Origin of the sequence: Paraburkholderia tagetis (genome assembly GCF_022213065.1) — a bacterium.
GTDB lineage: Bacteria > Pseudomonadota > Gammaproteobacteria > Burkholderiales > Burkholderiaceae > Paraburkholderia > Paraburkholderia tagetis.
Map to the genome: position 1 here is coordinate 26,070 of NZ_JAKLJA010000001.1, position 22,328 is coordinate 48,397.

Consider the following 22,328-nt stretch of genomic DNA (forward strand, 5'->3'; position numbering starts at 1 on the left):
CGAATGTCACCTTATATTGCTGAATTCATCGGCACGGCCCTGCTCGTCCTGCTCGGCAACGGCGCGGTCGCGAACGTGCTGCTCGCGAAGACCAAAGGCAAGGGCGCCGACCTCATCGTCATCGTGATGGGCTGGGCGATGGCCGTGTTCGTGGCCGTGTATGTAACCGCGTCGTACAGCGGCGCGCATCTGAACCCGGTCGTGACGATCAGCCTCGCGCTCGCGGGCAAGTTCGCATGGGCGAAGGTGGGCGGCTATATCGCCGCGCAGATGCTCGGCGGCATGGCGGGCGCGTTCCTCGTGTGGCTCGCCTATCGCCAGCACTTCGCGAACGAAGCGGACCCCGACCTCAAGCTCGCCGTGTTTTGCACCGCGCCCGCGATTCGCAGCGTGCGGCACAACGTGATTACCGAAGCCATCTGCACTTTCGTGCTGATTCTCGGCGTGCTGTATCTGGCTTCGCCGCAGGTGGGGCTCGGCGCGCTCGATGCGTTGCCGGTCGGCTTGCTCGTGCTCGGCATCGGCATTTCGCTGGGCGGTCCCACGGGCTACGCGATGAGTCCAGCGCGCGATCTCTCGCCACGTATCATGCATGCGCTGCTGCCGATCCCGGGCAAGCGGGATAGCGACTGGCGCTATGCGTGGATTCCCGTGCTCGGGCCGCTGGCGGGCGGTGTGGCCGCGTCGTCGCTGTATCTGTATCTGCACGCGGCCCATTGATCGTTAGCGCATCACTTCGGAATCACGAACAGCATGGCCGCGAACGCTGCGTAGAGCCAGCCCACGTGCGTGAGCTGGCGGCTCTGTACTTGCGGCGCGCGGAACGCCCACTGCAGGAACAGGATGGCGAGCATCGTCGTGATTGCGGCGACGATCGACGGCGCACCAAGATGCCAAGGCGTGAAGAACAGGCCGAACGCGGTGGGAATGGTCGCCTGGATCATCATCGCGCCGCTGATGTTCGCGAGCGCGAGCCGCTCCTTGCCCTGACGCACCCAGATGATCGCGTTCATGATTTCCGGCAACTCGGTGGCGATCGGGCTGAAGAGCAGCGCCGTCAATTGCGGGCTCAGGCCGAGCCACGGACCCACCGCGCCAATCTGCTGCACGAACAGGTGCGAAGCGAAAAAGATCACCACGAGCGCGCCGATGGTCTGGAGCAGGACCCAGAACAGCGACGGATCCGTATCGCGCGGACGCAGCTTGAGCGGCTCGAGCCCCACGTCTTCGACGACATCGCTATCGTCGCTCAGTTCCTTCCAGCAGTAGACCGCGTAGGCCGCGAGAAACGCGATGCCGAGAATGGGCTTGAAGCTGAACACCACGAGTCCGAGGCCGATCTTCACGACGAAGATGGCGAGGAACCAGAGCTGGTCGCGGCGCAAGCGGCGTGTGTCGGCGTCCACGGTGCCGGCACGCGCGCGGCCTGCGCGCGCCGCCGTCGCCAGCAGCGCCACGCCCACCACGGCATACGCGACGGTGCTGAGCGCGAGCGGCCCGCCAATGGCCGCGCCAATGCCGATTTCCTTGTGCGCCGCATCGGTGCCGAATGCGACGGCCACGAGCGTGACCACGCTCTCGGGCAGCGCCGTGCCAAACGCGGCGAGGATCGTGCCGGTGGCCGTCTGCGTGACCTTGAGCTTCTGGCCGAGCCATTCGACGGCGTTGACGAAGGTCTCGCAGGAAAGATAGATGATGCCGGCAGCGGCAATGAGCAGGGCGAATGTCCAGATCATGACGTGCACTCCGTGGCGTGCATGTGCAGGTGCGCGTGGATGCAGGCAAAGCGGGATAGGGTGTACGGCATTGGGGTACGGCATTCCTCGGGCTGGACGGACGGACCAATGACGCGATCCCCCCGCCCAGCCCGGGTGTGAGGGATGACGTCATAGGTCTCGTCAGGCCGAAGAACGGCTGCCGGCGCCATGGCACAACGTGCCAATTATGTTGACGGCGGCGCGACACGCATTGCGCGTGACGCAGACTACTCCCCTAAGACCCGCGCATTATAGCCGATGAATGTGGCCGCGCGGGAGGAGAGGGTCAACGGTAAACCGGGAAGTCCTTCGTGAGCGCGACGACCTGCGCGCGCACGCGCTCGATTGTTGCTGCGTCTTCCGGATTGTCGAGCACGTCGGCAATCAGGTTGCCCACCTGCTCGGCTTCCTTCACGCCGAAGCCGCGCGTGGTCATCGCCGGCGAACCCAGACGGATACCGCTCGTCACGAACGGCTTTTCCGGGTCGTTCGGGATTGCGTTCTTGTTCACCGTGATATGCGCGGCACCCAGCACGGCCTCGGCGGCCTTGCCCGTGATCTTCTTCGCGCGCAGGTCCACCAGCATCACGTGGCTTTCCGTGTGGCCCGAGACGATGCGCAGGCCGCGCTTGACCAGCGTTTCGGCCAGCACGCGCGCGTTCTCGACCACCTGTTGCTGGTATTCCTTGAACTCCGGCGAGAGTGCTTCCTTGAACGCCACGGCCTTGCCCGCGATCACGTGCATGAGCGGGCCGCCCTGGATGCCCGGGAAGATCGCCGAATTGATCTGCTTCTCGAATTCGGCCTTCATCAGGATCACGCCACCGCGCGGGCCGCGCAGGCTCTTGTGCGTGGTCGTGGTGACGAAGTCGGCGAACGGCACCGGGTTCGGGTAGACGCCCGCGGCAATCAGGCCGGCGTAGTGCGCCATGTCGACCATGAAATACGCGCCCACGCTCCTGGCGATCTTCGCAAGACGCGCGAAGTCGATGCGCAGCGCGAACGCCGAGGCGCCCGCCACGATCAGCTTGGGCTTGTGCTCCTGCGCGAGCTTCTCGGCCGCTTCGTAGTCGATGTCTTCGGCTTCGTTCAGGCCGTAGCTCACGACGTTGAACCACTTGCCCGACATGTTCACGGGCGAGCCGTGCGTGAGGTGGCCGCCGTGCGCGAGGCTCATGCCCATGATGGTGTCGCCCGGCTTGAGCATGGCGAAGAACACGCCCTGATTGGCCTGCGAACCCGAGTTCGGCTGGACGTTGGCGGCTTCGGCGCCAAACAGTTCCTTCACGCGGTCGATCGCGAGCTGCTCGACCACATCCACGTGCTCGCAGCCGCCGTAGTAACGCTTGCCGGGATAGCCTTCGGCGTACTTGTTGGTGAGCTGCGAACCCTGCGCGGCCATGACCGCCGGCGACGTATAGTTTTCCGACGCGATGAGCTCAATGTGCTCTTCCTGGCGGCGGTTCTCGAGTTCGATCGCCTTGAAGAGTTCGGGATCGACATTCTCGACAGTGGATACGGCTCGTTTGAACATGGCTATTCCAGTTTCAGGTTGAAAATACATCACAGCATTGCGGCGATATTGCGGCGGCAGTGTGTTGCCATTTGAAATCACTCGATGCGATGTTGCTAGAACGAATGCGACAAACATCCGGGATTTTGCGCGCCCAGGGTTGCCGCATTCGAGCTCAGACGCCCTGCCAGCCCGCTTCGTGACTGCGAGACCGGGTGAGACGATAGGCGCTGGGCGATTCGTTGAATTCCTTGCGGAACTCGCGCCCGAGATGCGAGGCGTCGGAGAATCCACACGACATCGCAATGTCGGAGACCGTTTTGTCCGAGCCCGTGAGCATCCAGGCCGCCATGCGGACCCGCATCTGGCGGCCATAGACATTCGGCGATTTGCCGGTCTGCGCGGAGAAAAGCCTTTCGAGCTGACGCACCGACATGTCCAGGCGTCGTGCGAGTTCGGCCAGCGGCAGCGGCTGGCCAATGTGCTGCTCCATGACCAGGACGGCCCGCCGTACCTTGGGATGCGAAGTGGGGTCGAGTCCGGACGGATACGGCTGAGGCGCGCTGCCTCGCTGCGCATCGTCGACGATCAGGATTCGCTGCGCCTTCTGCACGATGCTCGCATCGAAATGCCGCAACAGGATGGCCGCCGCCACGTCGATCGACGCGCGTCCGCCGGAGCAGGTGATACGCCGCCGGTCGATCACGAACAGGCGGTCGGCGATCAGGCTGGCTTCGGGAATGGCCGGGTAGCGCTCGACGAAGTCCCAATAGTGGAACCAGCTCACGCAGATCCGGTAGCCCTCCATGACGCCGGCGCGCGCCAGCGCGAACGCGCCCGTGCAGATTCCAACGAGGGTGGCGGAAGTCGACGCCGCTTTGCGGATGAAGCGCAGCGTCGCCTCGCTGGCGGAAGGCCCCGAATGGAGCAGCCCGCCCACGACCAGCACGTAGTCGAACGCGCCGGCTTCGTCGAACGTCACCCACGGCGCGACCTGAATGCCACAGCTTGCGCGGATGGGCACGAGCGATTCCGCGACGATGGTCCATGAGCAGCGCACGGGGCGGCTCTGGTCTCCATCGTCGCTGGCGAGGCGCAGCAGGTCGACGAAACCGGAGAAAGCCGTCAACGTGAAATTGGGGAGCAGGACGATCCCGAAGCGCAGTGGCTGGGAAGGTCCTGCGTGAAGAGGAGCACTCACGGAAGACATTGGGATTACGAGGCCGCCATGCCGCTAGTCGCCCGCGCGCGCGTCGGGCGTGCGAAGTAGTACAAAAGACCGGGCACGAGCAGGCTGGGAATCCAGCTGATGTCCGCGCCAATGAGCTTTGCGAAGTAGCTGTGATAGAAGGACACGTCCATGAATGGGATCGTGCTCGCGATGCCCGCGCAATAGATGGCGATCGTCGTAAAGTTGAAGGTTCCGTACTGGCCGCCCGCGTCGTACATGTCGTCGACGTTATAGTGCCCGCGGCGCACGAGGTAGTAATCGACGAGATTGATGGAGCTCCAGGGCACCAGCACGTAAATTTGTGCGTTGAGAATGTCGGCGAAATAGTCCGCGAAGTGGTATTGGGTGGCTACCGCAATCCAGGTGGAGAGCGCGAACAGAATCATCAGGATGACGAATTTAATCGAGCGGCGGATATGCGTCATCTTGCGAAATCCACTGAAGATCGTCACCGACGACATATACGCGCTGTAAAGACTCAACACATTGAACACCAATACGCCGAGCACGATTGCGATGAGGGCAGGGCGAGCCCAGGCGCCAAACAAGGCCGCAATCGCGGTGCCGGGGTCGTTGATCACGGAGGTCGTCACCGTGGCGAGCACCGCGCCCAGCGCCATCACGGCGAGTGACCCGATCAAACCGCCGAGATAGGTGTACCAGAAGGTGTCGCGCGTGCGCACGGATTCCGGGAGATAGCGCGAATAGTCGGCGACGTAGGGGCCGAACCCGAGCGTCCACGATGCCGCCTGAGCGACGACGAGATTGAATGCGCCCACGGAGAAACCGTGCTTTGCCGCTTGCAGCGGAATGTGCACGCTGGGTGTGCCGATCAGGATCGCAGCGGTTGCCGCAAAGACCAGAATCGACAGCACCGTCATCACGGCACCGAAGCGGTGGATCAACTCATAGCCCACGTAGCTGATAACGAACGTCAGCGCGCCAAAGAGAATGATGGCGGCATTGTCCGACATTGGACAGATCGACTTGATCGACTCGCGCATCACGACGCCGTCCGCCGCGACGAACAGCACATAGGCGAGCGTCACGATGACGAGCGGCAGCGCCGCGCCAAAAACGCCAAATTGCGCGCGGCTCTGGATCATTTGCGGAATGCCGAGATGGGGGCCTTGCGCGGAGTGGGCCGCCATGAAAATCGTGCCGATCACGTTGCCGATGACCAGCGCGACGAGTGTCCACGCGAGGCTCATGCCGGCAGCGATGCCGAGCGTGCCGACCACGAGCGCGGTGACCTGCATGTTCGCGCTGAACCAGATCGTGAACAGGCGTTTGGGCGTGCCGTAGCGCTCACTATGCGGGATGAATTCTATGCTGCGATTTTCGACGTCCATGGCGGGTTCCGTTGGGGTTGGTCGGCGCTGATGCGCAGGCGACGGGGTAATGCGATCAGTCAGAGAGCGGAGAAGCCGTTGTCGACGAAGAGATGCGTGCCGTTGACAAAGCTGGATTCGTCGGAGGCGAGGAACAGTGCGGCCGCTGCAACCTCTGAAGCTTCGCAAAGCCGTCCTTGTTGTTGGGCGATGGCGGCTTCGGTCACGTCCACGCCCATGGCCTGCAACTGGCTGATCTCGCGCACGCCGTGAGGCGTGCGAATGAAACCTGGCGCGATCGCATTGCAGCGGATGCCGCGATCGCGGTATTCGATGGCAATCGCGCGGGCGAACATATGGCAGGCGCCTTTCGTAGTGTCATAGAGCACTTCGCCCGGCGTGGCGCAGACCGCGGATATCGACGAGGTGCAGATAATGTTTCCCGCGCCTTTTTCGAGCATCTGCGGCAGGACCGCCTGAGTCATCAGGTACATGCTCTTTACGTTGACGGCCATGAGCCAATCCCATTCGTCTTCTTCGATCTCAAGGAAGGGTTTGACGATCAACGTGCCGGCGTGATTGAACAGCACGTCGGCGGGGCCGAATGTTTTTTGCGCGGCGGCGACGGCCCGCGCAACATCCGACTTGCATGCGACGTCCGCTCCAAAGCCGACCGCCTTCAGACCTTCGTCGCGCAGCCTCGAAGCCAGTGTTTCGGCGGCGTGGCCATCGCGGTCGACGATTGCCACGCGCGCGCCCTGCTTCGCGAAAAGTTCCGATGCCGCGGCGCCGCAGCCTCCCGCACCGCCGCTGATGATTGCAACCTTGCCAGCAAGCCGGCCGTCGATTCGAGAAGACATGGTTCGTTATCCTGTGTTGCGTGGCGCCCAATGGCGCCCACGGATCACAGGTTAGGGACGAGGTTTTTTGGTCGCTATCGGATTTCGGCAATTGCGGGTTTTCCCCGTGGTCTCGACCGTATTTTGGCGAGAGGGTGTTTTCGCTAGAATTGATGGTTGATCCCGCAGTCTCGCGCGCATGATGGCCTCCCAGCTTCCCGACATCGAACCGGATATGAACGCCTCTCCAGCCGTTCGCGGGGTGACGTATTGTGCGTTTACGGATGTGGATGCGCAGGCGCGCATTTTTAAGGACTGGCATCTCGACTACACGCAGATCTCGCGCGGCGTTTTCCACGGGTCCTCGTCGATTGTTTCGCTCGGCGGCGTGCGTGTGCTCGTCGAAGGTCTCGACAAGGTCATTCTGCAGCGAGGGTCCGTACCCGCCGATCGAATCGCTGTTGCGGTGCCGCTAGAATTGAACGGTCATGCGCGGATGTGTGGCGAAGAGAGTGGGCGTGACAGCCTGCACGTATTTTCCAGCGGCCGGGATTTCGAATTCGTCTCCCCCGACCAGCATCTTCTCGCCAATGTCGAAATCGACGTTCGTCAGCTTCAGAGCGATGCACTCCGATCGTTTGCGCTTTCGCTGTGCGAAGCCAACCTGACACCTGTCATGCCGATGAATGCGGTGACGGCCGAGCGCTTGCGGAACGTGCTGCGTCATATCCTGTCGATCTCGACGCACGAGCTGGCGTGCACGCCGGTTGAACAGTTGCAGGGCGCGATTCTGTCCGTGGTTTCAGAGGCCGTTGAGGTCGAACCCGCCGGCATGCGGCGTACCGGACCGGGGCACCCGAGTCATTACGCTTTGGTCGCGGCCATACAAAGCCGTCTTGAAGATGCACAAACGTGCCCGTTGTCGATCGCGGAGCTGTGCGGGCAGCTTGGTGTCAGTCGCAGGACGATCCAGTATGCGTTTCAGCACGTGCTCGATCTCAATCCCGTTGCCTACCTTCGGGCAGTCAGGCTCAACCATGTGCGCCGCGCACTGCGCGTTGGGGACTCGGTGACAGTGGCGGCGACCAGATGGGGTTTTCTGCATCTCGGCAGCTTTGCACAAGACTACCGCAGCATGTTTGGCGAGCTTCCATCCGTCACGGCGCGCAAATACCGGCAAGTTTGAAGAAGCCCGGACGAAACTCAGGCGAAACTCAATGGGATTTCAAGGCCCTCGGGTATCGCATAGTCCGTCATATGGCGGCGGGAGAGCTCCCAATGCGCCTTCACGATTTCGCCGGCGCGCTCGGCGTCGCGGCGCTCGATCGCGTCGATGATTTCGTCGTGCTGGCTCGCGGCTTGATGCATCTCGTGCTGCATGCTTTCGGAAGCCGGATAACGGTAGAAGGTCTTGCCGAGGCGCGCGTGATCGATCAGCAGACGCCGCAGACTGGGCATCAAATAATCGTTCTGGGCCATCCTCCCGATCTCGAGATGGAACTGGTCGTTGTAGAGCACCCGATTCTCGACATCGTGTTCCTCGATGGCGAGACGGAAGCGCTTCTGGATCTCTCTGAGCCTGGCAACGTCCGCGGCGGAGGCATTGGTTGCGGCGAGCTGCGTCGTGGCGACGTAGATGAGCGGAGCCGCCAAAAAAAAGCTTCGCAGCGAGTGGTAGTTCATCGACGAAACCCGGGCCGCGCGATTGGCTTCCAGCTCGATGTAGCCTTCGGCGGCCATCTGGCGCATCAACTCCCGCACCGGTGGCCGGGACAAGCCAAATTCTTCGCTCAGCGCGAGTTCGTCCACCACCGCGCCCGGCTGCAACTCCATACTGACGATGCGGCGACGAAGTGTTTCGGCCAGCACGGCCTTGCGGTCAACGGGGGCGGCGGCGTCTGCGTCGGATTCGGCGGGGCTCTGTTTCATGGGATTTCTCTGTCTATCTTTTGTGTACTATAAGGCGTAGGAGCCAGATACGCCATAGCGCCCGATTCAGCAGGTTTGCTCTCTTTGCTTTACTGTGGGTTTGGAAATTTTTGGTTCCTTGGGGGCGGTGGATCTTCGGGGCTTTTGCTTTTTCGCGTTTTCTTGTTTGTCACGTTTCCTTGTGATCGTGTCGGTCTATTAGCGTTGCCCCTGTGCGGGGCGGCACCTACTTTTCTTTGCAGCCGCAAAGAAAAGTAGGCAAAAGAAAGCGGCTCAAACCGCTAGTGTGACGCAGTGGACCACTTGCCGTTAATCGAAGTGGTTCCGGGGCATCCGTCACCCCGCACCTTGAAACTGAGTGACAAAGGACTCATTCATCCCGCTGCTCGCTACGCGCGCAGCGGTCGGGTATGTAAGGGAAACCAAGGGTTCTGCCTGGGCACTCGAATGCGCATGCACTGCGTCGATGCACAGGCATCCTGATTGTTTTGGATTATGCCCTACGGCGCGCGTAGCGCCGCCGGAGGTATGAGCCCTTAGTCACTCTGTTGTACGGCGCGTGGTGGCAGACGCTCCGGAACCGCTCCGATTACAGGCAAGGGGTGGACCGCGTAACACTAGCGGTTTGAGCGGCTTTCTTTTGCCTACTTTTCTTTGCCGCTGCAAAGAAAAGTAGGTGCCGCCCCGCACAGGGGCAACGCTAATAGACCGACACGAAAACAAGGAAACGCGAAAAACCAGGAACCGCGAAAAAAGAAAACCGCGTCGCAAGCCGCCATAAATAGCGATTGCCGTCCGAGGCGGCACCCTGTCTGGATGGCCTCGGCCGGCAACTTTCGCACGCTTGCGCGTCACAGCGCTTCACAGCGCTCCACTACGCACCATCACGCTTCCCACTTCGGCACATCAATCCAGATCGTCTTGATCTCAGTGTATTGATCGTGCGCCCAGACGGACTTGTCACGGCCCCCAAACCCCGACTCCTTAAAGCCACCGAACGGCGTCGTAACATCACCTTCACCAAAGCAGTTCACAGTCACCACCCCAGCGCGTATTTCACGCGAAAAACGAATGGCATGGTTCAGGTTGCTCGTATAGACCGAAGCAGCCAGCCCATAAACCGAATCATTCGCCAGTTCGATCGCCTCGCCAATTTCCCTGAACGTCGTCACGGATAACACCGGACCGAAGATCTCTTCCTGAAACAGCCGGCTGTTCTGGCCAACGCCGTCCACCACCGTCGGTTCGACGAAAATGTCATGCTCGGTATCGCCACCGAATACGACGCGTAATTGCTCCGCTTCGGCTTGCTCGAGATACGAGCGAACCTTTTCGAAGTGCGCCTTGCTGACCATCGCGCCGATACGATGCTCCGGATCGAGCGGATTGCCCAGCTTCCACTCACGCATATGCACGCCGATGCGCTGCAGGAGTTCGTCCTTGATATCGGCATGTACGATCAGCCGGGACGATGCCGAGCAGTTCTCGCCCATGTTCCAGAAGGCTCCGTTGACGACGTGCTGCGCGACCGTGTCCAGATCGTCGGCGTCCTGCAACACGACGGCCGGGTTCTTGCCACCGCACTCGAGCACGATGCGCTTCAAGTTGGATTCGGCGGCGTATTTGAGGAACTGCCGGCCGGTCTGCGTGGAGCCCGTGAAGCTGACCATGTCGACGTCAGGATGCCGGCCCAATGGCTCGCCAACTTCCTTGCCGCCGCCGGGCAGGACATTGAAGACGCCCGCCGGCACGCCGGCTTCGTGTGCCAGTTCGGCCACGCGCAGGGCCGTCAAGGTGGTTTCCTTGGCCGGTTTCACGACGATGGAGCAGCCGGCAGCCAGCGACGGGCCGATTTTCCACGCGAGCATCAGCAGCGGAAAATTCCAGGGCAGCACAAGGCCGACGACGCCAATCGGCTCGCGCACGACGAGAGACAGCGCGCTCGCGCCCACCGGCGCCGTATGATCGTAGATCTTGTCGATCAGTTCGGCATGCCAACGAATCGTATGGATCGTTTCCGGAACGTCGGTGTTCTGGCATTCGCGAATGGGCTTGCCGCTGTCCAGGCTTTCCATCGTCGCCAGCTCGTGCGCGTGCTGTTCAAGCAAGCCGGCGAAATTCAGCAGGATCGCTTTTCGACGCGACGGCGCCAGATTGCGCCAGCGTCCATCGTTGAATGCGGTCTTCGCCTTTGCGACCGCGATATCGACATCGGCGGCATTGCAGGCGGCGATTTGCGCCAGGACTTCGTCGGTAGCGGGGTTGACCGCATTGAAGGTTTTTCCGGAGCTCGATGGCTGGAATGCGCCGTCAATGAACGCCTGCGTCGGAAAACGCAGGCTGGCGGCCATCGCTGCATACTCCGACGCAGTGAGCAGATGGGACATCAGGCCTTCCCTCCCACCACGGACGCAACTTCGCGCTTGAGTTCGGTCACGACAGCTTGCAGACGCTGCTTCTCCTGCTGGTCGAGTTGCTGGAGCGGCGCACGCACGCCGCCGCTTTGCAGGCCCACAAGCTCGCAGCCGTACTTGATGGACTGAACGAACTTGCCTTCCTCGAGGAAGTCCATGAGCGGCAGCATGGCGGACATGATGCGGCGGCCCTTGTCGAAGTCCTTCTCGACCGCGCAGGCCTCGTACAGCGCAATATGCTCGGCCGGCAGGAAGTTCGAGCCGGCGCACACCCAGCTACGCGCGCCCCATGCGAAGAATTCCAGCGCCTGATCGTCCCAGCCGCAAGACACGCTGAGCTGCGCAAACTCGCGCGCCAGCATGTGCAGTTGCCCGGTCTGGCCCGAGCTTTCCTTGATGGCGACGAAGTTCTTCGACGCTTCGCAGACCGTGCGGAAGTACTCGCGGCCCATCGAAACGCTCATGCGCCCCGGGTAGTTGTAAAGCATGATGGGCAAGTCGGCGGCACGGTCGATCTGCAGCGCGTGCGCGGCGTTTTCCTGTTCCGTGGGCAGCGCGTAGGGGGGCGAGCCGACGAGGATCGCGTCGGCCTTGATGGCCTTCGCGGCCTTGGCGTATTCGACCGAATCCTCGGTGCGCACCGCGCCCGTGCCGATGATCAATGCCGTGCGTGAACCGATCACATCCTTGGCCCAGTTGCCCAGATCGAAACGTTCCTGAGCGGTCTGCGCGTAGTATTCGCCCGTCGATCCGCCGATGATGATGCCATGGACCTTGGCCGCGACCAGCGATTCGAGCACTTCGGCAAAGGCCTTCCGGTCGATCTGGCCGTCGTTGTTCAGGGGCGTGATGGCGGGGGTGTAAATGCCTTCGAATTTCATGATGTTCGTCCGCAAAAGGGGAAGCAGGAGTGGTTACGAAAGGCGTGCGGCGGCACGCCCGGGTTTGCGTTCAGTGGTTGCGTTTAATCGGTTGCGTTCAGTGGTTAAGCGAAGCGGCTTCTTGCAGGCTGAGCGAGCGCGTCTCGGGCGCCAAAGCGAGTGAAGCTGCGAGGCCGATGAACGAGACCACTGCGGCTGCATACATGGTGTTGCCGATGCCGACCGATTGCAGCGCGATCGGGACCAGCCACGTGCCGATGGCCGCGCCGATTCGCGAAAGCGAAGCACCCATGCCCACCGCGAATGCACGAATGTCAGTCGGAAAGATTTCGTTCGGATACACCAGTTGCAGCACCTGGGCGCCGCCGATGAGAACGGCGTAGGCGCCAAACAGAACCAGAATCAGAATCGCCGAGCCGTTCGAGCATGCGCCCAGCGCCAGCAGCGCGAGGCCCGACCACAGGAAGCTGTGGATCACCATGGCGCGGCGGCCAAGTACGTTGATGATGCGCGTGGCGATGAGGCAGCCGACCACGAAGAGCAGCGTGATGGCGACCGAGCCGAGCGATTCCCACTTTCCGGTCAGGTGCAGCGCTTCGAGCACACGCGGGGCGAACGAGTACACCGCGAACACGGGAATCACCGAGCAGCTCCAGAACACCGAGACGAACAACATGCGCTTGCCGTAGCCCGAATGCAGGAGCGCCAGCAGCGAGATCTTCTTTTCGGTTCGCTCTTCCGGCAGATTCTTCAGTGAGAATGACGGGCCATACACTTTCTTGATGACGGCTTGCGCCTCGGCGGTGCGGCCCTTGCTGAGCAGCCAGCGGGGCGACTCGGGCGTGCCGATGCGCACGAGGAACAGCGCCACGCCGATCGCAGCCGGGCTCGCCAGCACCCAGCGCCATGCATCGGGTGCGTTGCTGCTCAGGATGAGATTGCCAACGATATAGGCCAGTGCGGCGCCGAGGAACCAGATGATCGTCAGCAGTGCGAGCCGCGGGCCACGGTATTTGCGCGGCATGAATTCGACCAGCAGCGAACCGGCCACGGGATATTCGATGCCCACGCCCACGCCAATCAGGAAACGCAGAATGAACAGAGCCTCACCCGACTGAACCCAGAGTTGCGCGATGGAGCAGACGAAGAAGATGATCGGCCCGAAAAAATAGGGCTTCTGGCGCCCAAGGAGACCGGACACCCAGCCGCCGACGAAGCCGCCGAAGAAGATGCCGATCAGCGCCGAGGCGGCCACCATGCCTTCCCAAAAGCTGTTGAGGCCGAGCGCGCCGGAAAACTGCACCATCGCTACGCCAATGATGCTCAGCACGTAGCCGTCCATGAGCCAGCCGCCGCTCGAACGGATTGTGAGGAGTTGATGGAATCCATTGAGCGGAACGTCCTCTATGGATACGTGGGTGTTGGGCATGGTGTGTCTCCGTCCATGAGATTTGGGGCGCAAAAGGTCCTGGCGCGAGCCATGGGGGTTGCGTCCTGGGCTTGTCGTATCGGCTTGGACCCGGACGGTCAGCCGCTTTTCTGCGGTTTGTCCAGGTGAGCGGCGCCGCTTGAATGCGCAGCGCCCGGCGCGTGTTCAGCTTTCGAGTCCTGCCTTGCGTTGCCCCCACCAGAGGGTCGCGTTCACGCCAATCGAGAGGAACGGCTCGGGCGGCGTCTTGTTCGGACCCGAGGTCTCGAGCAGAAAATCGATCAGTTCGTTCGGCTTGCCCGCAAGCCAGTCGGCGAGCAGCGTGCCCGTCACGGTCCCGCGCGTGATGCCAAGACCGTTGCAGCACAGCGCGCCATAGACATTGGGCGCGAGTTGCCCGAAGAACCCTTTATGGTTCTGGGAGAGCGCGAGCGAACCGCTCCACGTGTATTCGAATTCGACATTCGGCAGCATCGGAAAGCGTCGTTCGAACGACAACCGGTGCCGGTCCGCGAAGCGGGACAAGTACGGTTCTTTCGGGCGGCCATCCGGGTTGAAGGTGAAGCTGTTGCGCACCAGGATGCGGTTATCGTGCGTGCGGCGCAGCGTGCTGCCGAACGGGTCCGCCGGGATGACGCCCCAGAACGGCTTGCCGCCAAGCTGGGCCTGTTCGGCGGCGCTTAGCGGTCGCGTGAGGCTCGCATAGAGGAAGACCGGCAGCATGGTGTGCCGAAGAAAGCCAAAGCGCATGCCGAAGGCGTTGTTTGCCAGCACCAGCTTGTCTGCCGTGATGCGGCCGTTGCGATGCGCCAGCACGATCTTCTCGCCGTATTCCACGTCCGTAATGGGCGTGTGCTCGTACAGCGTGACATTGGGCGGCAGGCAGTCGGCCAGTCCCTTGACGAGCGCGGAGGGCTGCACGAGCACGGTGCCGGGCGTGAACAGCGCCTTGCGATAGAACGACGTCCCGATGTGATCCGGAAGTTCGCTGCCTTCGATGACTTGATACGGCTGGCCCAGTTTGTCGAGGCCACGGCGATAGGCGTCGAGCACGGCCACGCCGCGCTCTTCGACGGCCGCCTGGTATTTTCCGGAGGCGGTCATCTGGCAGTCGATGCCGTGCTTCGCCACGAGATCGCGCAAGACCGTCTGCCCGAGCAGGTTGAGTGTCAGCGTGGTCCGGGCCGTTGCGATATCGCCGATGTAGTCGTCGGCGCCGATATCGTGCGGCAGGTCGATGGCAAAGCCCGCATTGCGTCCCGACGTGCCGAAGCCGACCTCTTGTGCCTCGACGAGAACGACCTCGTCGTCCGGGAAATTCAGTGCGAGCTGCCGTGCCGCCGCGAGGCCAGTGAAGCCGGCGCCGACCACCGCCCAGCGCGTCTTCGATTCTCCCGTATGGGCCGGCGCGGGATTGCGGCGCTGGCTGGTGTGGTACCAGCCGCACATCCTGTCGTCTGCGGGAAGCGAAGTTACCTTTTGCATTCCGAATTCCAATTTCGCTCGTGAATCTCGTCCGGGCGAACCGCTCGACCTCGCCTTGAGCGCTTGCCGTCAGAAGTTCTTCCTGAAAGAAGTTTATGTGTATACAAACTGTAGACACAGTATAGGCGTCCATTAGACTGCGAAAAAATAAGGGTTTACACGTGATGGATTGGTGCAATGCAGCACGCGATGACAGCGCCGCTTTCACAGGACCGCCAGATTCGCTGTGCTACCCTTGCGCTGCCTTTTGCCCGCGTAGCCGCATCCAGTCGCAACGCACAATAAGCGCGCGTGGGCAGGCTGATTTGTGTTTCGACATCCCGTATCGACATCCATAACAAGGAAGAGAACCAGATGAGAAAGCACGAGAAATTGCGCGCGGGTTCGCACCGTCATTTGCGTGCTGCGGCGTGTGCGCTTGCCATCGGCATGCTGTTTGCCGGCGGCGTCCAGCCGGCCCACGCCGCGCCCACCGAGATCCAGTTCTGGCACGCGATGGAATCGGAGCTTGGCGAGCGCGTCAACCAGATCGCCCAGCAGTTCAACGCCTCGCAAAGCGAATACAAGATCGTGCCGGTGTTCAAGGGCACCTACGACCAGACGCTCGCCGCGGGCATCGCCGCGTATCGCAGCGGCGACGCTCCCGCGATCCTGCAAGTCTATGAAGTGGGCACCGCAACGATGATGCAGGCGAAGAAGGCCATCGTGCCGGTGTACGAGGTGATGAAGAACGCGGGCGTGCCGTTCGACGAAAAGGCTTTCGTGCCGACCGTCGCCAGCTATTACAGCGACGCGAAGACGGGCCATCTTGTCTCGATGCCGTTCAATAGCTCCACGCCGCTGCTCTACTACAACCGCGATGCATTCAAGAAGGCGGGCCTCGATCCCGACACGCCGCCGAAGACCTGGCCCGAAGTCGCCGCCGACGCGGCCAGGCTCAAGGCCGCTGGCATGAACTGCGGCTTCACCACGGGCTGGCAGGGCTGGATCCAGATCGAGAACTACAGCGCGTGGCACGGCGCACCCATCGCCACGCACAACAACGGCTTCGACGGCACCGACGCCGTGCTGGAAATCAACAAGCCGTTGCAGGTCGCGCATATCGCCTTCCTGCAGAAAATGGCGAAGGACGGCAGCTTCACCTATGTGGGCCGCAAGGACGAGGCCACGGCGAAGTTCTATAGCGGCGACTGCGGCATCATGATGGGCTCGTCGGGTGCGCTCGCGAACGTGCAGCAGTATGCGAAGTTCAAGTACGGCACGGGCATGATGCCCTACGACCCGAGCGTGAAGGGTGCGCCGCAGAACGCCATCATCGGTGGGGCGAGTCTGTGGGTGCTGGCGGGCAAGAACCGCGAGGTGTACAAGGGCGTCGCGAAGTTCCTCGCGTATCTCGGTACGCCGGCAGTGGCGGCGAAGTGGCACGAGGACACGGGCTATCTGCCGGTCACCACGGCGGCCTACGATCTCGCGCGCAAGCAGGGTTTCTACGATTCGCATCCGGGGGCCGATACGGCCACCAAGCAGATGCTCAACAAGCCGCCGCTGCCCTGGACCAAGGGCCTGCGTCTGGGCAACATGCCGCAGATCCGCACGGTGGTGGACGAAGAACTCGAGCAGGTGTGGACGGGCAGCAAGACGCCGCAACAGGCGCTCGATTCGGCCAACTCGCGCGGCAACGAGTTGCTGAGACGCTTCGAGAAGCAGGGCGGCTAAAACCTGCCGGTTTCTACCGCGCCATGAAAAACGGCGCGATGCCTTCCGTGACTTTCCGGGGCATCGCGCCGTTGCGGCTTCTGCGAGGCGTTATCTAGAACCAGGCATCCTGCATATCGAGCGTCGTGCGATCGAGCGAGGCGAGCAGATCGAACTGCGGCCCGGTCTTCGGCAACTCCCACGCGAAGAAGTACTCGGCGGCGGCGAGCTTGCCGCGATAGAAGCTGGCCTCGTCTCCGCTTTCGTCGCTTCCGCCGCTGGCACGGGCCAAGGCCGCGCGCGCCATGAGCGCCTGTTCGAGCCAGATCCACGCCACCACCACGTGTCCGAACGCTTCCAGGTACACCGAAGCATTGGCGAGCGTCACGCTGGGGTCGCCCGCCGACCAGAGCGTTTGCGTCACATCGACGAGCCGTTGCAACGCGGCTTCGAGCGCACGCGCATGCACGGCGTCCTGCTTCTCGCCCTTCTCACCCTTCGCGCCCTTCTCGCCGCCCGAAAGCGCGCGCTCGAGCGTCACCTGCACGCGCCGCACGAACAGCTTGAGCGCTGCGCCGTCCTTGATCGTGACCTTGCGACCCAGCAGGTCGAGGCCCTGAATGCCGTGCGTGCCTTCGTGAATCGGATTGAGGCGGTTGTCGCGGTAGAACTGCTCGACGTTGTACTCGCGCGTGTAGCCATAGCCGCCATGCACCTGGATTGCCAGATCGTTGGCGGCGAGGCACCACTGCGAAGGCCAGCTTTTCGCAATCGGCGTGAGCAGGTCGAGCAGCAGCGTGAGCGGCTCGCGCGCGGCGTCGTCTTCGGCGGCGCGGGCTTCGTCCACGAGCTTCGCGCACCAGAGGTTGAGCGCGAGCGCGCCTTCCACATAGCTCTTTTGCGCGAGCAGCATGCGGCGCACGTCGGCGTGCTCGATCAGCCTGATCTGCGGCGATGCCGGGTCCTTGCCCGCCGCGCCCACGCTGCGCCCCTGCGGACGATTGCGCGCATAGTCGAGCGCATGCAGATAGCCGGTGTAGCCGAGCATGGTCGCCCCGAGGCCCACGCCGATGCGGGCCTCATTCATCATATGGAACATGCAGGCGAGCCCTTTGTGCGGCTCGCCCACGAGATAGCCGATGGCGCCCGCGCGGCCGCCCGGCGCGTGTTTCGTGCCCTCGCCGAAATTGAGCAGGCAGTTGGTCGTGCCGCGATAGCCCATCTTGTGATTGAGGCCCGCGAGCACGACGTCGTTGTGCTCGCCGTGCGAGCCGTCCTCGTTCACGAGGTACTTCGGCACGATGAAGAGCGAGATGCCCTTGACGCCGGGAATGAGCTTGCCGTCCGGGCCCGGAATTTTCGCGAGCACGAGATGGACGATGTTCTCGGAGAGTTCGTGCTCGCCGCCCGAGATCCACATTTTGTTGCCGCGCAGACGATATTGCGCGCCGAGCGGGGAATCGCACTCGAAGTCGGCGCGCGTGGCCACATCCGAGAGCGAGGAGCCCGCCTGCGGCTCGGAGAGGCACATCGTACCGAAGTAGCGGCCTTCGAGCGCCGGCTTCACGAAGGTCTCGATCTGCTTCGCGCTGCCGTGCGCGAGCAGCAGATTCGCGTTGCCGATGGTGAGGAACGGATAGGCGCTCGTGCCCACGTTCGCAGCCTTGAACCACGCGAAGCCCGCCTTCTCGACCACGAGCGGCAATTGCATGCCGCCGTATTCGTAGTCCTGGCCCGCCGCCATCAGGCCCGCTTCGCAGAACGCCTTCAGCGCGGTCTTCACCTCGGGGATGACGGTGACGGTTTCGCCGTCGAAGTGCGGCTCGTGCTGGTCGTTCTTCTTGTTGTGCGGCGCGAACAGGTCGGTGGCGATCTTCTCGCAGGTGTCGAGCGCCGCGTCGAAGGTCTCGCGCGAATGGTCGGCGTAGCGCGCAATGCGCGTGAGGCGCTCGACATCGAGCCACTCGTAGAGCAGGAAATTCAGGTCACGGCGGGAGAAGATCAGCGACATGGCAAACGGCCTCGCCAATAAGAAAAGTCTTAGCTTAACCAAAAATAGAACGATCGTGCTATTGGTAGTTCCTCCAGCTTCGCGGCGGCTCGATGGCGCAATGGCGCAATCGCTGGATGACGCAGGTCAAGCGGCAATAATTATTCACGAATCTTCAATTAGAGACAGGTTTTGGGGCAATGGATTGGCCTAAGCTCGACGCCGCTCCTTCCTATTGGGGAGCATTCCTTCAACACACGCTCAAACTTATGGAGGTTGCTCATGCAACTCATTCAACGTGAAGATCTGTCGAATCTGCAAGGGGTCACGGCTGGCGCTGGCGCCAACAAGACGTCGGCGTCGTCGGTTACGCTGACGATCACCAAGGAAAACGGCCTGAACCTCGTGATCACGCCGCAACCCGCAGCAGCATCGGCCAGCTAAGTCTTAGCTGAGGTCTCCGACCTTGAAAAGCCGGCAAACACTGTTTGCCGGCTTTTTTGCGTCCATACGCCAAATTACAGGCCAATCCGGCAATATTCGATCTCATCCTCCCGAATAGCGAGAACATCATGGACCGGCTCGATGCGATGTCCGTGCTCGTCGCCGTGGTTGAGGCGGGCAGTCTTTCGGCGGCGGCGCGGCGTCTGAACATGCCGCTCGCCACGGTGAGCCGCAAGGTCAACGAGCTCGAGACGCATCTGAAGACGCGGCTGCTCAAGCGCACCACGCGCCAACTCGCGCTGACCGAGGCGGGCGCGTCCTATGTGGCTGCCTGCCGGCGCATCCTGGAGGAAGTGGGCGAGGCCGAGCGCGCGGCAACCGGCGAATACACCACGGCGCGAGGCACGCTTTCGCTCACGGCGCCCGTGGTGTTCGGACGGCTGCATGTGCTGCCCGTCGTCAATGCATTCCTTGCGCAGTATCCCGAGATCGACGTGCGTCTCGTGCTGGCGGACCGCGTGGTCAATCTGATGGAGGAGCACGTGGATGCCGCCGTTCGCATCGGTGCGTTGCCCGATAGCGAACTGGTGGCGGTGGGTGTGGGCGCGATTCGCCGCGTGGTGTGCGCGAGCCCCGCGTACCTGGCAGCGCATGGCGTGCCTGCTGCGCCGCGCGATCTGGCCGGCCACCGCTGCGTGACGTTCGAAGGCGTCGAGGGGCGCACGTGGACCTTCCGCGCAGGCAAGAGCGACGTGGTGCAGCCGGTCCATTCGCGGCTCGCGGTGAATACCGCCGATGCCGCGATCGACGCCGCGCTGCAAGGCGTGGGACTCACGCGCGTGCTGTCGTATCAGGTCGCGCAGGCGGTGCGCGAGAAGCGGCTTGCCGTGGTGCTCGATGGGTTCGAGCCGCCGCCGTGGCCCGTCAGCCTCGTGCACGGCGGGCAGGCGCCGTTGCCGCTCAAGCTGCGCGCGTTCATGGACTTCGCGATACCGTTGCTGCGCGGACGGGTTGAAGCGGCGCGGATACCGGCGGCGGCCTGACGCTGCATGCGGCGCCTGGCTGGGCCCGCTTCCAGCGCGCGCGATTCAATCGAAGGCCGTGAAGCGCGGCGCGCATTGCGGCTGCCACGCGCCGTGCTCCTGAGCGAACGCACCGCGCGCGACATTGTGCGGATGATGGGGCGCCTCGGCGAGCCCCAGCACCGGCGAGACACAGGCGTCGCTGCCTTCGAATAGCACGATCCATTCGTCACGCGTGCGCGTGGCCACGGCCTGCGCGATGCGCCCGGCGATCAACGGCCAATGCGCCTTGTCGCGCTGCGGCAGCTCCAGCAGATCTTCCGCGCCGATGCCCTTCATGAACGCCGCGTAAAACGGCGGCTCAATGCAGCCCACGGCGATCCAGCCGCCGTCCGCGCAACGATACGTGCGATAGAACGGCGCGCCGCCGTCGAGCAGATTCGTGCCGCGCGCGTCGCTCCAGTGGCCCGCCGCGCGAAAGCCGTACATCATGCTCATCAGCATGGCTGCGCCGTCGGTCATCGCGGCGTCCACCACGCAGCCAACGCCTGTCGTGCGCGCACGCAGCAGCGCCGCGATCACGCCGAACGCGAGCACCATGCCGCCGCCGCCGAAGTCGCCCACCAGATTGAGCGGCACCACGGGGTCGCCGCCCGCCGCGCCCACGGTGTGCAGCGCGCCCGAGATCGCGATGTAGTTGATGTCGTGGCCCGCCGTGTGCGCGAGCGGCCCGGTCTGGCCCCAGCCGGTCATGCGGCCATAGACGAGCGCGGGCCGTCGCGCGCGGCACGCGGCCGGACCGAGGCCCAGGCGCTCCATCACGCCGGGGCGAAAGCCTTCGATGAGCGCATCGGCATCGGCGATCAAATCGAGTGCGCGCGCAACATCTTCAGCGCGTTTCAAATCGAGCGCCACGTGCTCGCGTGCGCGCGAGAGCGGATCGTGCGCGGGTGGCGGCGCCTCGCCCGCGCGGCCGATGCGGATCACGCGCGCACCCATTTGCGCGAGCAGCATGCCGCAGAACGGCGCGGGCCCGAGGCCCGCAAATTCCACGACCGTTACGCCTTGCAGCGGTTGAACCATGTCTTGCGTCTCCCAGATATGTTCTTGCCGCGTTCTCGCGCCGTCACAGTGTGCGCGCGATGATTTCCTTCATGATCTCGTCGGTGCCGCCGTAAATGCGCATCACGCGCGCATCCACCCAGGCGGTGCCTACTACGTACTCCGACATATAGCCGTAGCCGCCGTGCAGCTGCAGGAACTCGTCGAGCAACTGGTTCTGCAATTCGGTGGCGTTGAGCTTGGCCATGGCCGCGTCCGAAGGCGAAAGCTCGCGGCGCAGGTGCCGCGCGATGCAGTCGTCCACATAGATGCGCACCATCTCGGCCTTCGCGCGCGCGTGCGCGAGCTTGAAGCGCGCGTTCTGGAAATCGAAGATTGCCTGGCCGAACACCTTGCGACCGCGCGTGTACTGGATCGTGCGCTCGAGCATCCCTTCGATCGACGCGGCGGCGCGCACGGCGATTACGAGCCGCTCTTGCGCGAGCTCGCGCATGAGATACGAGAAGCCCGCGTTTTCGTCGCCGAGCCGTTGTGTTACCGAAACGCGCACGTCCTCGAAAAAAAGCTCTGAAGTGTCTTGCGCGCGCAGGCCGATTTTTTCGAGCTTGCGGCCCTTGCTGAAACCGGGTGTGCCTTCTTCCACCACGAACAGCGAGACGCCTTTCGAGCCGAGTTCCGGAGCGGTCTTGCAGACCACGATCACGAGGCTCGCGTTCTGGCCGTTTGTGATGAAGGTCTTTTGGCCGTTGATGACATAGTCGTTGCCCTCGCGCCGCGCCATCGTGCGCACCGACTTCAGGTCGCTGCCGGTGCCGGGCTCCGTCATCGCGATTGCGCCGATATGCTCGCCGCGCGCGAGCTTGGGCAACCACTCGCGCTTTTGCTTCTCGGTGCCGTAGGCGTGGATATAGGGCGCGACGATGTCCGAGTGCAGCGGGAAGCCAATGCCGCTCGCGTTCACACGCGCAAGCTCTTCGATCAGGATCGCAGCATGGCCGAAGTCGCCGCCGCCACCGCCGTATTCCTCGGGAATCGTGCAGCACAGCAGGCCTTCGGCTCCGGCGCGCAGCCAGACTGATTTCGGGACGATGCCTTCGCGTTCCCATTGCTGGTGAAATGGCGCGATCTCGCGCTCGATGAAGCGGCGGGCTTGCTCGCGGAAAAGCTCGTGATCTTCGCGGAATATAGTGCGCATGGGGTTTGTTTACGGTTTTTGTTAGGTAGTTAGGGGTTCTGATGTGTTTTTGGGGTGCTTGGTGTTTTGTTTGCGTTTCCTTTCGCGTTTCCTTGTTTTCGTGTCGGTCTA

19 protein-coding genes and 1 riboswitch are annotated in these 22,328 nt (G+C 62.8%); of the genes, 6 read left to right on the plus strand and 13 right to left on the minus strand.

Annotated elements, in window-relative coordinates; genetic code table 11:
• Positions 1-3: 3 nt before the first annotated feature.
• Positions 4-720: an MIP/aquaporin family protein gene (locus tag L5014_RS00100; RefSeq protein ID WP_238461559.1), complete on the plus strand. Its 717-nt coding sequence runs from the start codon at positions 4-6 to the stop codon at positions 718-720.
• Positions 721-731: 11 nt separating this feature from the next.
• Here the strand turns inward: L5014_RS00100 and L5014_RS00105 are convergent, their stop codons facing one another.
• The 5 genes from L5014_RS00105 to L5014_RS00125 form a co-directional block, all read right to left on the minus strand.
• Positions 732-1,736 carry a sodium:calcium antiporter gene (locus tag L5014_RS00105; protein ID WP_238461560.1) on the minus strand — a complete coding sequence of 335 codons (1,005 nt, stop codon included), beginning with the start codon at positions 1,734-1,736 and terminating at the stop codon, positions 732-734.
• A gap of 79 nt (positions 1,737-1,815) precedes the next feature.
• Positions 1,816-2,012, minus strand: a riboswitch (yybP-ykoY riboswitch).
• A 31-nt stretch (positions 2,013-2,043) separates the two neighbouring features.
• Positions 2,044-3,291, minus strand: a complete 1,248-nt coding sequence (gene glyA / locus L5014_RS00110) for a serine hydroxymethyltransferase (RefSeq protein ID WP_238461561.1) — start codon at positions 3,289-3,291, stop codon at positions 2,044-2,046.
• A 154-nt stretch (positions 3,292-3,445) separates the two neighbouring features.
• Positions 3,446-4,480, minus strand: coding sequence for a GlxA family transcriptional regulator (locus L5014_RS00115; protein ID WP_420799989.1), 1,035 nt, complete (start codon positions 4,478-4,480; stop codon positions 3,446-3,448).
• Positions 4,481-4,485: 5 nt separating this feature from the next.
• Complete coding sequence (locus L5014_RS00120) at positions 4,486-5,853, minus strand: purine-cytosine permease family protein (protein WP_238461563.1); 1,368 nt, start codon at positions 5,851-5,853, stop codon at positions 4,486-4,488.
• A 59-nt stretch (positions 5,854-5,912) separates the two neighbouring features.
• The gene (locus L5014_RS00125) at positions 5,913-6,692 is read right to left on the minus strand and encodes an SDR family NAD(P)-dependent oxidoreductase (protein WP_238461564.1); all 780 of its coding nucleotides are present in this window, start codon (positions 6,690-6,692) and stop codon (positions 5,913-5,915) included.
• 178 nt (positions 6,693-6,870) lie between these two features.
• On the opposite strand from L5014_RS00125, the gene L5014_RS00130 reads away from it, so the two are divergent.
• Positions 6,871-7,857: a helix-turn-helix domain-containing protein gene (locus tag L5014_RS00130; protein WP_338019250.1), complete on the plus strand. Its 987-nt coding sequence runs from the start codon at positions 6,871-6,873 to the stop codon at positions 7,855-7,857.
• A gap of 17 nt (positions 7,858-7,874) precedes the next feature.
• Here the strand turns inward: L5014_RS00130 and L5014_RS00135 are convergent, their stop codons facing one another.
• The 5 genes from L5014_RS00135 to L5014_RS00155 all read right to left on the minus strand — a co-directional run bounded on the left by L5014_RS00135 (position 7,875) and on the right by L5014_RS00155 (position 14,809).
• On the minus strand, positions 7,875-8,600 hold the full coding sequence (locus L5014_RS00135) for a GntR family transcriptional regulator (protein WP_238461565.1): 726 nt from the start codon (positions 8,598-8,600) through the stop codon (positions 7,875-7,877).
• Positions 8,601-9,484: 884 nt separating this feature from the next.
• On the minus strand, positions 9,485-10,987 hold the full coding sequence (locus L5014_RS00140) for an aldehyde dehydrogenase (RefSeq protein WP_238461566.1): 1,503 nt from the start codon (positions 10,985-10,987) through the stop codon (positions 9,485-9,487).
• Positions 10,987-11,895 carry a dihydrodipicolinate synthase family protein gene (locus L5014_RS00145; RefSeq protein WP_238461567.1) on the minus strand — a complete coding sequence of 303 codons (909 nt, stop codon included), beginning with the start codon at positions 11,893-11,895 and terminating at the stop codon, positions 10,987-10,989. Before L5014_RS00145 ends, L5014_RS00140 begins: the two co-directional genes overlap by 1 nt.
• A 97-nt stretch (positions 11,896-11,992) precedes the next feature.
• Positions 11,993-13,324: an MFS transporter gene (locus tag L5014_RS00150; protein ID WP_238461568.1), complete on the minus strand. Its 1,332-nt coding sequence runs from the start codon at positions 13,322-13,324 to the stop codon at positions 11,993-11,995.
• Positions 13,325-13,489: 165 nt separating this feature from the next.
• Positions 13,490-14,809 carry an NAD(P)/FAD-dependent oxidoreductase gene (locus L5014_RS00155; protein ID WP_238461569.1) on the minus strand — a complete coding sequence of 440 codons (1,320 nt, stop codon included), beginning with the start codon at positions 14,807-14,809 and terminating at the stop codon, positions 13,490-13,492.
• Between the two features lie 354 nt (positions 14,810-15,163).
• Here L5014_RS00155 and ugpB point away from each other — a divergent pair, with 354 nt between their 5' ends.
• Positions 15,164-16,525: a sn-glycerol-3-phosphate ABC transporter substrate-binding protein UgpB gene (gene ugpB, locus L5014_RS00160; RefSeq protein WP_274389174.1), complete on the plus strand. Its 1,362-nt coding sequence runs from the start codon at positions 15,164-15,166 to the stop codon at positions 16,523-16,525.
• 94 nt (positions 16,526-16,619) lie between these two features.
• On the opposite strand, the gene L5014_RS00165 is transcribed toward ugpB, so the two are convergent.
• Positions 16,620-18,515 (minus strand): acyl-CoA dehydrogenase, encoded by a 1,896-nt coding sequence (locus L5014_RS00165; RefSeq protein WP_238461570.1) that lies wholly within the window; start codon positions 18,513-18,515, stop codon positions 16,620-16,622.
• On the opposite strand from L5014_RS00165, the gene L5014_RS00170 reads away from it, so the two are divergent.
• From L5014_RS00170 to L5014_RS00180, 3 genes are all read left to right on the plus strand, one after another.
• Positions 18,514-18,708, plus strand: a complete 195-nt coding sequence (locus L5014_RS00170) for a hypothetical protein (RefSeq protein WP_238461571.1) — start codon at positions 18,514-18,516, stop codon at positions 18,706-18,708. The genes L5014_RS00165 and L5014_RS00170 overlap by 2 nt on opposite strands.
• A 68-nt stretch (positions 18,709-18,776) precedes the next feature.
• Positions 18,777-18,938, plus strand: coding sequence for a hypothetical protein (locus L5014_RS00175; RefSeq protein WP_238461572.1), 162 nt, complete (start codon positions 18,777-18,779; stop codon positions 18,936-18,938).
• Positions 18,939-19,066: 128 nt separating this feature from the next.
• A complete protein-coding gene (locus L5014_RS00180) occupies positions 19,067-19,981 on the plus strand; it encodes a LysR family transcriptional regulator (protein WP_238461573.1) in 915 nt (304 codons plus the stop codon).
• A gap of 45 nt (positions 19,982-20,026) precedes the next feature.
• Here the strand turns inward: L5014_RS00180 and L5014_RS00185 are convergent, their stop codons facing one another.
• Both L5014_RS00185 and L5014_RS00190 read right to left on the minus strand, forming a co-directional pair.
• Positions 20,027-21,043 carry a CaiB/BaiF CoA transferase family protein gene (locus L5014_RS00185; RefSeq protein WP_238461574.1) on the minus strand — a complete coding sequence of 339 codons (1,017 nt, stop codon included), beginning with the start codon at positions 21,041-21,043 and terminating at the stop codon, positions 20,027-20,029.
• A 43-nt stretch (positions 21,044-21,086) separates the two neighbouring features.
• Positions 21,087-22,217, minus strand: coding sequence for an acyl-CoA dehydrogenase family protein (locus L5014_RS00190; RefSeq protein ID WP_238461575.1), 1,131 nt, complete (start codon positions 22,215-22,217; stop codon positions 21,087-21,089).
• Positions 22,218-22,328: the final 111 nt, after the last annotated feature.